The 11,997-nt window shown below is 31.9% G+C and carries 9 protein-coding genes; 4 read left to right on the top strand and 5 right to left on the bottom strand.

All coding sequences use genetic code 11. The features are described 5' to 3' along the window. Positions 1-247: 247 nt before the first annotated feature. From EGM88_RS11925 to asnB, 4 genes are all read right to left on the bottom strand, one after another. A complete protein-coding gene (locus EGM88_RS11925) occupies positions 248-1,537 on the bottom strand; it encodes a sensor histidine kinase (RefSeq protein WP_123898523.1) in 1,290 nt (429 codons plus the stop codon). A 40-nt stretch (positions 1,538-1,577) separates the two neighbouring features. Beyond that, complete coding sequence (locus EGM88_RS11920) at positions 1,578-2,261, bottom strand: response regulator transcription factor (RefSeq protein ID WP_123898521.1); 684 nt, start codon at positions 2,259-2,261, stop codon at positions 1,578-1,580. A 76-nt stretch (positions 2,262-2,337) separates the two neighbouring features. Beyond that, positions 2,338-3,168 carry a GIN domain-containing protein gene (locus EGM88_RS11915; RefSeq protein ID WP_162497576.1) on the bottom strand — a complete coding sequence of 277 codons (831 nt, stop codon included), beginning with the start codon at positions 3,166-3,168 and terminating at the stop codon, positions 2,338-2,340. A gap of 86 nt (positions 3,169-3,254) precedes the next feature. After that, a complete protein-coding gene (gene asnB / locus EGM88_RS11910; RefSeq protein WP_123898518.1) occupies positions 3,255-4,925 on the bottom strand; it encodes an asparagine synthase B in 1,671 nt (556 codons plus the stop codon). 215 nt (positions 4,926-5,140) lie between these two features. Between asnB and EGM88_RS11905 the strand changes: the two genes are divergently transcribed. After that, a complete protein-coding gene (locus EGM88_RS11905) occupies positions 5,141-5,710 on the top strand; it encodes a DUF2911 domain-containing protein (protein WP_123898516.1) in 570 nt (189 codons plus the stop codon). A gap of 10 nt (positions 5,711-5,720) precedes the next feature. Here the strand turns inward: EGM88_RS11905 and EGM88_RS11900 are convergent, their stop codons facing one another. Beyond that, a complete protein-coding gene (locus EGM88_RS11900; RefSeq protein WP_123898514.1) occupies positions 5,721-7,340 on the bottom strand; it encodes an amidohydrolase in 1,620 nt (539 codons plus the stop codon). A 107-nt stretch (positions 7,341-7,447) separates the two neighbouring features. On the opposite strand from EGM88_RS11900, the gene EGM88_RS11895 reads away from it, so the two are divergent. The 3 genes from EGM88_RS11895 (at position 7,448) to EGM88_RS11885 (ending at position 11,988) form a co-directional block, all read left to right on the top strand. Beyond that, on the top strand, positions 7,448-10,495 hold the full coding sequence (locus EGM88_RS11895) for a leucine--tRNA ligase (RefSeq protein ID WP_123898513.1): 3,048 nt from the start codon (positions 7,448-7,450) through the stop codon (positions 10,493-10,495). 144 nt (positions 10,496-10,639) lie between these two features. Further along, positions 10,640-11,722 carry an alanine dehydrogenase gene (gene ald / locus EGM88_RS11890; RefSeq protein WP_123898512.1) on the top strand — a complete coding sequence of 361 codons (1,083 nt, stop codon included), beginning with the start codon at positions 10,640-10,642 and terminating at the stop codon, positions 11,720-11,722. A gap of 8 nt (positions 11,723-11,730) precedes the next feature. Then, a complete protein-coding gene (locus EGM88_RS11885; protein ID WP_203229461.1) occupies positions 11,731-11,988 on the top strand; it encodes a SemiSWEET family sugar transporter in 258 nt (85 codons plus the stop codon). Positions 11,989-11,997: the final 9 nt, after the last annotated feature.

The following is an 11,997-nucleotide window of genomic DNA, read 5'->3' as shown; positions in this document are numbered from 1 at the left end:
TGCATAAGTATTAATACTTACTAAACTCATTGCTGCGAAAGCTACAGCTAAACTTAATTTTTTCATAATAGTGTGTTTTTAAAATTAATTAATATTTAGTTTTATTTGTTTTGTTATGTCAAATGTAGAAGAGAATTCTAAAGATATTCTTAAGAAGAAGTAATATTAATTACTTTAACTTTTTATTATGATTTCGCTGTTTTAAATAATAGAATGTTTTTTTTCTTAATGCCTTTTGCAAAGAAGGTTAATTACTTTTTGAAGTTTGTTTTTTGTTAAAAAGAACACTTAAGGTATGTAGTTTGTCGATACAATGATAATTAAGTTGCCATTGATTTACATCACAAATTTGCTTAATAATTGCTAATCCTAATCCTAATGAGTCTTTTCTTGAGCTTTGCTTTTTAAACCTATTGAAAAGATCTTCTGGGGCTCCTATTAATGGTTCTCCAGTATTTGAAAAAATTAATTCATCCTCTTTGTATATAATTGAAATAGTACCATTTTCAACATTGTGTTTTATGGCATTACTAATTAGGTTCGAAATTAAGGTGTCAGCTAAAATTGCATTGGTTGAAACGATATGTTCTGATAGATTTTTGGTTACCGTAATGTTTTTATTAAGAATAAAATCTTCGTAATTTTCTAATTGTTTTTCAATTAAATTATGAAAAGAAACTTCTTCTTTTGTGCTGTATTGCTGATTTTCAACTTTGGCTAATAGCAATAGCGTTTTATTTAGTTTTGATAAACGTTTTCCGGCTTGATAAATAGATTGTAATTGATGAGATTGTTTTTGATTGATGTTATTAGATTGTAATAACAATTCAATTTTCGATTGCATAATAGCTAAAGGTGTTTGCATTTCGTGTGAAGCATTCTCTGAAAATTCTTTTAAGCTACTAAAGTCTGATTGTAGTTTTTGAGTAAGGTTTCGTATTGATTCATTTAGTTCTTTAAATTCATCAATATTAGAGCTTTCTAACTCGATAGGGTTTTTATCTTGAACAGAAAAATTTTTCAATTTATCTAAATTAGTGTAAAAAGGGTACCATATTTTTTTAGAAATTTTAGTGTTTAAAATCCATAGCCCAATTAACAATAGAATAATTATTATAAATGAAGATAGTACAATTACCCAGATAAAATCTTGGTTTCTTACTAAAGAGTTTCTAACTACGATTTTCCATCTTTTATCATGAAGTGTTTCATATGCAGTTAATTGTCTGTATTTTTCAAACTCATCAACACCTTCGCCTTCAATTGCTCTGAGAATTAGAGTATCCTTAAATATAACGGTATCATTAGGGTATTTTTTTTGTTCTGATTCGTTGAGTTCTGCAGGAGGATCAAATATGGTTAGCGGATAATCGTATTTAATTGTTTTTGCTAAAACTTCTTTATTATAGCGTAATTGTTCGTCTAGCCTATTGTTCATTACAGCTGTTAGAACAAAAATGAGCATACCGGCAGAAATTAGGAATATAACAATAGATAGCCAAAGATAGGTTCTACTCGTTCTTTCTATTAATTTCATCGGTTAATTTTAGTTGTTAAAATAGGAAATTTTGATACGTTTACTTTAGTGTGTCAGTAAATTTATACCCAAGACCATACATGGTTTGTAGGTAATTATTACCTCCTAATTTGTTTATTTTTTTGCGTAAATTACCCATATGCGTATAAATAAAATCATAGCTATCTGCCATTTCAATATCATCTCCCCAAAGGTGTTCTGCTATGGATTCTTTAGTCAGTACTTTGTTTTTATTGGTGATAAAATAGAGAAGTAAGTTGTATTCTTTTTTAGTTAATTCAATGGGTTTTCCGTGAACAGTAACTTCTTTTGAACTAGGATCAACGCGTATTTCGTTAAATACAATAAATTCATCGCCATCAAAGTTTCTACGTCTAATTAGTGAATTAATTCTTGAGTTTAATTCGGCCAAATGAAAAGGTTTGGTAATATAATCATCAGCACCTAAGTCTAATCCTTTTAGTTTGTCATCTAATGAGTTTTTGGCAGAAACAATTAAAACTCCAGTTTTTGCAGATTGTTCTTTAACTAATTTTAGTAAGTCTATACCACTACCATCAGGTAATGTTATGTCTAAAATTATAATGTCATATTTAAAACTTATTATTTTATCTTCAGCATCAAAAAAAGAGGATGCTTTTTCACAAATAAAATCTTCATTTTTAAGATAGCTTGCCATTGAATCTAACAATTCAATTTCATCTTCAACTATTAGTATTTTCATAAGTTTAAATTTAGAGTTATTCAGTATTTTATCTACAAAAATGTAACTATTTAGATAATCAATACAATTTGTTTTCTTATTTTTTTCTTAAAATGGCTTTGTCTGTAAATTTTTCTACAGTAATTGTTGGGTTGTTATAAATTTGAATTTCAGAATTGTCTATTGCTGAAATAATTAATTCTTTTTTTGCGTTTATGGTAACATCTGCATTATCAGCAGCGTCTACAATAGCCTCATTGCTATCTAAGCTAGCCCCTTTAAAATCACTTTTATTTTCGGCGTTTACATATAATTCTGAGCAACTTCCATTAACTTCTGTCGTAGAATTACCTCGAATCATAGCTTCAATATGGTCACAAGAAAGGTCAATTTTTGCTTTACCGGAATTGTCAGCATTTATAAAAATATTATCAGCATTAACTGTTAATTTAATGTTGGCACTTTCATTGTTATTTAGTACAAGTTTAGAGGCTTGAAAATCTAAGGTCATTTTTGAATCATCTTCAGCATTAATTGTTAGATGATCAAACTTTAACGTACCAGAAGAGATAATTTCTGATTTATCTTTAGTAGTTATTTCATTAATAAATTGGTCTATTGTTATTAATACTCTAAGTTCTTTTTTTCTAACTATTCTTTTTGTCAAATCAATAATAAGCGTGCTATCTCTAACTTCTGTAAAAACGGCAATGTGCAAGTTTTCATCGGTTTCTACAGTTACAGATTGTTCCATGCCTTGAGTAATAACAACCTCAATTTTATCATTAGTTTCAATTTTTGAAAATTCATCAACATATCTATTTTCGGTTGTTACTATTTTATTGCCTTTGAGTTTGTCTTGAGCTAATAGATTGATTGGTGATAATACCATAATAACTAAAATGGCAATTAAGGGTAACTTTTTCATTCTTTTCATTTTGTTTGTATCAAAGATATGTAAAAAACAAAAACTCTGCCGAAAGCAGAGTTTTATAATTTAAAAAAAATATTTTTTTATTTTACATAAGCATCAGCGTGTACTTTTGCTACAGCTCTTCCTGAAGGGTCATTCATATTTTTAAAACTAGCATCCCATTCTAAGGCAATTTGAGTGCTACAGGCAACAGAAGCTTCTTGCGGTACACTTAATGCGGCGGCATCACTTGGAAAATGTTCTGCAAAGATAGAACGGTAATAAAATTCTTCTTTACTTGTTGGGGTTTGAATAGGAAATTTATATTTAGCATTGGCAAGCTGTTCGTCAGATACTTTTTCATTTACTATTTCCTTTAGTGTGTCTATCCAGCTGTAACCAACTCCGTCAGAAAATTGTTCTTTCTGACGCCATGCAACGCTTTCTGGCAACATGTCTTCAAATGCTTTTCTTACTACCCATTTTTCCATACGTTCTCCATTTATCATTTTGTCTTTTGGGTTAATACGCATTGCTACATCCATAAATTCTTTATCTAAAAATGGAACTCGTCCTTCAATACCCCACGCGGCTAAACTTTTGTTGGCACGCAAGCAATCGTACATATGTAATTTACTTAATTTACGAACGGTCTCTTCATGGAATTCTTTAGCGTTGGGTGCTTTGTGAAAATATAGATATCCGCCAAAAAGTTCATCGGCACCTTCTCCTGATAATACCATTTTTATACCCATAGATTTAATAACCCTAGCCATTAAATACATTGGCGTAGAAGCTCTAATTGTAGTAATGTCATAAGTTTCTAGTTTATAAATAACATCACGAATAGCATCTAAACCTTCTTGAATTGTAAATTGTATTTCGTGATGAATTGTGCCAATGTGGTCAGCTACGTTTCGTGCAGCGGCTAAATCTGGAGAGCCTTCTAATCCTACAGAGAAAGAGTGCATTTGTGGCCACCATGCTTTTTCAGTATCGCCTGATTCTATTCGTTTTTCGGCATATTTTTGAGCAATAGCAGATGTTACAGAAGAATCTAAGCCTCCAGAAAGTAAAACTCCATAAGGTACATCACTCATTAATTGACGGTGAACAGCGGCTTCTAAAGCCTCTTTTATTTCTTTTATAGAAGTTTCGTTGTCTTTTACAGCTTCATATTCTGTCCAATCTCTTTTATACCATTGTACAAACTCACCGTCTTTACTAGACATGTAGTGTCCAGGAGGAAATAGTTGAATTTTTGTACAAACACCTTCTAATGCTTTTAATTCAGAAGCAACATAAAAAGTACCATTTTCGTCCCAACCTATATATAAAGGAATTATCCCCATGTGATCTCGTGCAATAAAATACTCATCATTTTCTGCGTCATAAATAGCAAAACCAAAAATCCCATTCATTTCGTCTATAAAATCAGCTCCCTTTTTTTGATATAGTGCTAAAATAACTTCACAATCAGATTCTGTTTGAAAATTATAAGTACCTTCAAATTGTTTGCGTAATTTACGATGGTTGTAAATTTCGCCATTTGCAGCTAAAATTAATTTTTTATCCTCACTAAATAAAGGCTGTTTTCCTGAAGCAGGGTCAACAATAGCCAAACGCTCATGAGCTAAAATAGCATTGTCATTGCAATAGATACCACTCCAGTCTGGTCCACGATGACGAACCTTTTGAGACATTTCTAATAATTGAGGTCTTAAATCTTCGGATTTTTGCTTTAAATCAAAAGCACATACAATTCCACACATAATTTTGTTTTTCTAATTTTAACAATGCAAAAGTTTACTTTTTATTTCATTATGTAAATCAATAGTAACAATATGCTTACATATTAGCATTTAAAATATTATATTAAAAACAAATTGTAACTATTCTAAAATAATTATGATAGGCATTATTTCAATTTTAAATAATAAAGGGAAGGTAAATTACGTTAGTTTAAATAACTAAACTTAATATTTATATGCTAAAACATTACATTTCAACTGTAATCTCCCTCTTTTTATTACTTTTTTTTATTTCTGAAACTAAGGCTCAAGGTTTTGTAGCATTAGATGAAGTTCCGCATGATATATCTTATTATAGAGAGAGTAAAGTGATGCCTCCGCTGGTAAAAGTGCTTTATGGTAGACCTCAAAAAAAAGATGTAGAGGTGTTTGGCAATCTTGTGCCTTATAATAAATTGTGGAGAACAGGGGCTAATGAAGCTACTGAAGTGCGGTTTTATAAAAATGTACAGTTTGGTGATACTAAAGTAAAAGCTGGAACATATGTGCTCGTTACAATACCAAATAAAGAGTCTTGGAAGGTTATTTTAAATTCGCAAACAGATGTTTGGGGAGCGTTTCAATATAATGCAATGTTTGATGTTGCAGAAATTACTGTCCCAGTTACAAAAGCAGAGCCTTTAGAGGCTTTTACCATTTCTTTTAAGGAGAAAAATGGTTATGCTAAAATGATATTGGGTTGGGATACTGTTAGGGTAAATATTCCTTTAAAGTTTGAAAAAGAGCCAGCTATTGTTTTAAATTAATTTACTAGTGTTACTTTAAAGGTTCTCCATTTATATAGGTTTCTAATACTTTTGTTTTAGGAACTTTCTCTAAAGGAATTTCCATAATGTTTTGGTCGAGTATTATAAAATCTGCCATTTTACCTTCTTCAATACTGCCTTTTTCATTTTCTTCAAAATTTGAATAGGCAGGCCAGATGGTCATCCCTTTTAAAGTTTCTTCACGTGAAAGAGCATTTTCCATTTGAAATCCATTTTTAGGATAATTATCTAAATCTTTTCTTGCTGTTGATGCATAAAATGTATGCATTGGATTTACTTGTTCAACCGGAAAGTCTGTTCCTAAAGCAATTTTGCCATATTGATTTAGTAACTTTTTATAAGCATAAGCTCCTTTAATACGTTCGTTGCCGATACGATCTTTTGCCCAATACATATCTGAGGTAGCATGAGTGGGTTGTACAGAAGGAAAAATGTTGTTAAACATTTCAAAATCATTTGGTGAAATAATCTGAGCATGTTCAATTTTCCAGCGTCTATCTTTTTTATCTTTTAATACTTCTTTATATGTTTTTAATAGAAAGTGATTTGCTGAATCTCCTATGGCATGAGTATTCATTTGAAAATCAGAATTGGCAATACGTGTTGCTATTTCTTTTAAATTTTCAGGAGTAGTAACTAAAGCACCAAAATGTCCTGGTTGGTCACTATATGGTGCTCTCATGGCTGCTCCTCGAGAGCCTAAAGCACCATCTCCATAAACTTTAAAAGAGCGTACATTTAATCGGTCTGTTTTATAGATTCCCTTAGTTAGGTAATAATCTAAATTTTCAGGATAGGCTGAAGCCATGGCATACACACGAATTTTTAATTCTCCTATTTTTTGTAAACTATCAATGAGTTCAATAGCTTCTCTTGGTAACCCTGCGTCATTTACCGTGGTTAGTCCGTGAGCTAAACAAATTTTTTCTGCATCTTTTAATGCTTGAATAACCTCGTTTAAACTTTTACTTGGAATTTTAGCGTAAATTAAATCCATAGGATTGTCTATAAAAATTCCCGTAAGTTTTCCATTCTTTTTAAGAATATCACCACCAGAAAAAGGCGTTTCTGTAGTAACGCCAGCTAAATCTATTGCGGCTTGATTTGCCAATAATGCATGACCGTCAATTCTAGAAATTACTACGGGTGTATTAGGAAATAATTCGTCCAGTTTTTCTTTTGTCGGAAATTCTTTTACATCCCAATCGTTTTGATCCCAACCGCGACCTACAATATAACTGACATTTTTCTCCTTTTGAAAATCGACAATACGTTGAACTACTTCCTCAAAACTTTTAGTTCCTTCTAACTTTACAGCTTGTTCCGACTGTCCCAACCCAAAAAAATGGCAATGTGCATCAATTAATCCAGGTAAAATTGTTTTGCCTTCTACATCAATATTATTACTGGCTTCATATTTTTTTAAGAGTTCAGTTGTTGTACCTACAGCTATAAATTTACCATCTTTAATAGCAATGGCTTCTGCTTTGGGCAAAGAATCATTTACGGTGTAAATATTAGCATTGAATAAAATGAGGTCTGCTTTTTCTAGTTTTTTACAACTTGAAAGTGCTAAAAATGAACATAATATGATGTAGAAATTTTTCATAATGATAATGTTTTGTGGCTTAAAAGTACGAAAATTAAGTTACCAATCATTTTTTTTTCGCTTTGACACTTTAAATGTAACTTTGCAGCTCGAAAAAATTAACTAGAATGAGTTACCATTTTAATGAAATAGAAGCCAAATGGCAAAAATATTGGGCAGAAAATCAAACGTTTAAAGCTGCTAATCCTGGTGAGGAAGGAGCTGAAAAACCCAAATATTATGTGTTAGATATGTTTCCTTACCCTAGTGGGGCTGGGTTGCATGTTGGGCATCCATTAGGTTATATTGCTTCTGATATTTATGCGAGATATAAAAGGCATAAAGGGTTTAATGTAATGCATCCGCAAGGTTATGATAGTTTTGGGCTACCCGCTGAGCAATATGCGATACAAACTGGTCAGCATCCTGCAGTAACCACAGCAGAAAATATTAAAACATATAGGAGACAGCTAGATAAGATTGGTTTTTCTTTTGATTGGTCTAGAGAAGTGCGTACCTCTGATCCTAGTTATTATAAATGGACACAGTGGATTTTTATTCAATTGTTTAATTCTTGGTATAATAAAGATACTGACAAAGCGGAAGATATTTCTAGTTTAATTGCAATATTTGAAAAAGAAGGAAATATAAATGTAAATGCAGAGGCTGATGACGATGTTGAACAATTTTCTGCTGAACAGTGGAATGCTTTTTCTGATGAAAAACAACAAAAAATACTATTACAATACCGTTTAACATTTTTGTCTGAAACGGAAGTAAATTGGTGTCCTGCATTGGGTACTGTTTTGGCGAATGACGAAATTGTAAATGGTGTTTCAGAACGTGGAGGTCATCCTGTAGAACGTAAAAAAATGAAGCAATGGAGTATGCGAATTTCTGCGTATGCTCAGCGATTGTTGGATGGTTTAGATAAATTAGACTGGCCTCAACCGCTAAAAGATTCGCAAACGAATTGGATAGGTAGGTCAGAAGGAGCAATGGTGTCTTTCGCTGTTATTGATGGAGGAAATCTTCCAAAAATAAATGTGTTTACAACGCGTCCTGATACTATTTTTGGGGTAAGTTTTATGACCTTAGCACCAGAGCATGAATTGGTGTCTAAAATAACAACTGAAGCTCAGAAAGAAGAAGTTGAAGCATATGTAAAAGCTACTGCAAAGCGTAGTGAATTAGATAGAATGGCTGATGTAAAAACCATTTCTGGTGCTTTTACAGGAGCTTATGCAGAACATCCTTTTACCAAAGAGCCTATTCCAATTTGGATTGGAGATTATGTGTTGGCAGGGTATGGTACAGGTGCAGTAATGTCTGTTCCTTGTGGTGACCAACGTGATTATAATTTTGCAAAGCATTTTAATATTCCAATTCCTAATATTTTTGAAGGAGTTGATATATCTAAAGAAGCCTTTACTGATAAGGAAAATACAGTAATTACCAATTCTGATTTTCTTAATGGATTGTCTTATAAAAAAGCAATGAAAACTGTTATTTATGAGATGGAAAAACGTGGTTTCGGATATAAGAAGGTTAACTATAGAATGCGTGATGCTGTTTTTAGTCGTCAACGCTATTGGGGGGAACCTTTTCCAGTCTATTATGTAGATGGTTTGCCGCAAATGATTGACGAAAAGTATTTGCCAATAAAGTTACCAGAAGTGGAGAAATATTTACCAACCGAAGATGGTAAACCACCATTGGGTAATGCAGAAGTTTGGGCTTGGTGTACAGAAACTAACCAAGTTGTTAGTAATGATAAAATAAACAATACAACTGTTTTTCCGCTTGAGTTAAATACCATGCCAGGTTGGGCAGGGAGCTCACAGTATTTTAACCGTTATATGGATCCTAATAATGCGAATGAAATCTTCTCGCAAGAAGCGATTAATTATTGGCAAGATGTCGATTTATATATTGGTGGTAGTGAACATGCAACAGGACATTTATTATACAGTCGTTTTTGGCAAAAATTTATGTTTGATAAAGGGTTGGTGCCTCAAGATGAATTTGCTAAAAAGCTTATTAATCAAGGGATGATTTTGGGAACGAGTGCGTTTGTTTATAGGGTTGAATGGTTTTATACGAGAAGTGTTTGGGGTGAAAACAACCCTGAAAAAGTAAAAAAATTACCTAGAAAATCTGAACTTCCTGACATTTATGTGTCCAAATCAATTTTTGAAAACATAGGGAGATTCTATGCAAACTATCAGAATTCTGATAATTCTTTTTTGAGACAAATAGATAAGAAAATTTCAGAACTTGAAAAAGAATATAAAATTTTCGAGAGTGAAGGTATAGGAACAATTTCACGTTCAAATAATTTAGCAATTAGTCCAATTCATGTTGATGTTTCCCTTGTAAATTCCTCTGACGAATTAGATGTAAAAGCTTTCAAAAAAGCCAGAATTGAATATAAGAATTCTAAATTGCTTTTAGAAGACGGTAAATACATTGTCGGTCGCGAAGTCGAAAAAATGTCTAAGTCCAAATACAATGTGGTAAATCCCGATGCCATTTGTGAGCAATACGGAGCGGACAGTTTACGCCTGTACGAAATGTTTTTAGGTCCATTAGAACAATCTAAACCATGGAATACTGCAGGTATTACTGGTGTACATGGGTTTTTAAAGAAGTTGTGGAAATTGTACCATACCGGTAAAGATGGGGCATTTTTAGTTTCTGAAAATGAACCTGCTGCTGAGTCATTTAAAACTCTACATAAAACTATTAAAAAAGTAGAAGAAGATATTGAGAATTTCTCATTTAATACTTCAGTTTCTACTTTTATGATTGCAGTAAATGAGTTAACCTCGCAAAAATGTACTAGTAGAGCTGTTTTAGAACCTTTAATTATTTTAATTTCTCCATACGCTCCACATATTGCAGAAGAATTGTGGAGTAAATTGGGATATAACGAGTCTATTTCTTCAGCTCCTTTTCCTAAGTTTGAAGAGAAATATTTGGTAGAAAGTACCAAAACGTACCCTATTTCATTTAATGGTAAAATGCGTTTTACTATGGAGTTGTCTTTAGACTTATCTAAAGATGAGATAGAAGCTGCAGTAATGGCTCATGAAAAAACAAAAGCTCAATTAGCTGGAAGAACACCTAAAAAGGTAATTATTGTACCAGGAAAAATTGTAAATATTGTTGGTTAAACAATTTCAAATCTAAATACACCCTATTTTTATAAGGGTATTTTTAGTTTATATGTTTAAATTAAAAAAATAACCCCTAAATTTTTAGGGGTTATTTTTTTATAATATTATTTTTATAACGACTTTTGCAAAAAAAATTAAGTTATGATAATCGGATTACCAAAAGAAATTAAAAATAATGAGAATAGGGTTGCAATTACTCCAGCCGGAGTTTTTGAACTAGTAAAGAATAAACATACGGTTTTTGTTCAAAAAAATGCAGGATTTAATAGTGGTTTTACTGATAATGACTATATAGAAGCAGGGGCTACTATTTTAGATTCTATTGAAGAAGTTTATGACAAAGCGGATATGATTGTTAAGGTGAAAGAACCAATTGAACAAGAGTATGGTTTAATTAAGGAGGGGCAAATTGTGTTTACTTATTTTCATTTTGCTTCTAGTAAACCGCTTACAGATGCAATGATTGATAGTAAAAGTATTTGTATTGCTTATGAAACGGTTGAAGATAAAAACGGAACCCTTCCATTATTAACACCAATGTCTGAAGTTGCAGGAAGAATGGCAGTGCAACAAGGTGCAAAATATTTAGAAAAACCTATTAAAGGAAAAGGAATTCTATTGGGTGGTGTGCCAGGTGTGCAACCTGGAAAAGTATTAATTTTAGGAGCTGGTGTTGTTGGTGTTCAGGCAGCAAAAATGGCTGCTGGATTAGGAGCTCACGTAACCATTATGGATGTAAATATGGATCGTTTAAGATATGTTAACGATGTTATGCCTAGCCATGTAGTAACAGAGTTTTCAAATGAATATAATGTTAGAAAACATATAAAGACACATGATTTAATTATTGGAGGTGTTTTAATAAAAGGAGCTAAAGCTCCCAAATTAATAACCAAAAGCATGTTAAAAGAAATGCATCCTGGTACCGTTTTGGTTGATGTGGCTGTTGATCAAGGTGGTTGTATGGAAACTACAAAACCAACTACTCATGAAAATCCTACTTTTATTATAGATGATATAGTACATTATTGTGTTGCTAATATGCCCGGAGCTGTACCATATACTTCAACTATTGCTCTTACCAATGTTACATTGCCCTATGTAATTAATATAGCTAATAAAGGTTGGGAAAAAGCTTGTGAAGAAAATAAAGGTTTGCAAAAAGGACTTAATATTGCTTATGGAGAAGTTATATATAAAGATATTTTAGAAAGCGTACATTAGCAGACTATATGATAAATTCAATTGAAATTGTAGGCCTTGTAGCTGGTGGTTTAACAACAGCGTCTTTTGTGCCACAAGTCTATAAGACTTATAAAAGTAAATCAACAGATAGTCTTTCATTAACTATGTTAATTGTGTTTTTTATAGGTATTATTTTGTGGCTTATTTATGGTATTTATGTAAATAGTATAGCTATGATGCTCACAAACAGTATTACGGCTGTTCTATCTTTTATTTTAATTTATTTCAAATTGAGATTAAAGTAGTTTTTATAA

The organism is Aureibaculum marinum (assembly GCF_003813905.1).
Classification (GTDB): domain Bacteria; phylum Bacteroidota; class Bacteroidia; order Flavobacteriales; family Flavobacteriaceae; genus Aureibaculum; species Aureibaculum marinum.
Note: the sequence above shows the minus strand (reverse complement) of the source record. Positions and strands in the feature narration are given on the sequence as shown.

Bases quoted from the DNA above. Each gene is read 5' to 3' on its own strand.
- EGM88_RS11925 (WP_123898523.1), bottom strand. From the start codon at position 1,537: ATGAAATTAATAGAAAGAACGAGTAGAACCTATCTTTGGCTATCTATT.
- EGM88_RS11920 (WP_123898521.1), bottom strand. From the start codon at position 2,261: ATGAAAATACTAATAGTTGAAGATGAAATTGAATTGTTAGATTCAATG.
- EGM88_RS11915 (WP_162497576.1), bottom strand. From the start codon at position 3,168: ATGAAAAAGTTACCCTTAATTGCCATTTTAGTTATTATGGTATTATCA.
- asnB (WP_123898518.1), bottom strand. From the start codon at position 4,925: ATGTGTGGAATTGTATGTGCTTTTGATTTAAAGCAAAAATCCGAAGAT.
- EGM88_RS11905 (WP_123898516.1), top strand. From the start codon at position 5,141: ATGCTAAAACATTACATTTCAACTGTAATCTCCCTCTTTTTATTACTT.
- EGM88_RS11900 (WP_123898514.1), bottom strand. From the start codon at position 7,340: ATGAAAAATTTCTACATCATATTATGTTCATTTTTAGCACTTTCAAGT.
- EGM88_RS11895 (WP_123898513.1), top strand. From the start codon at position 7,448: ATGAGTTACCATTTTAATGAAATAGAAGCCAAATGGCAAAAATATTGG.
- ald (WP_123898512.1), top strand. From the start codon at position 10,640: ATGATAATCGGATTACCAAAAGAAATTAAAAATAATGAGAATAGGGTT.
- EGM88_RS11885 (WP_203229461.1), top strand. From the start codon at position 11,731: ATGATAAATTCAATTGAAATTGTAGGCCTTGTAGCTGGTGGTTTAACA.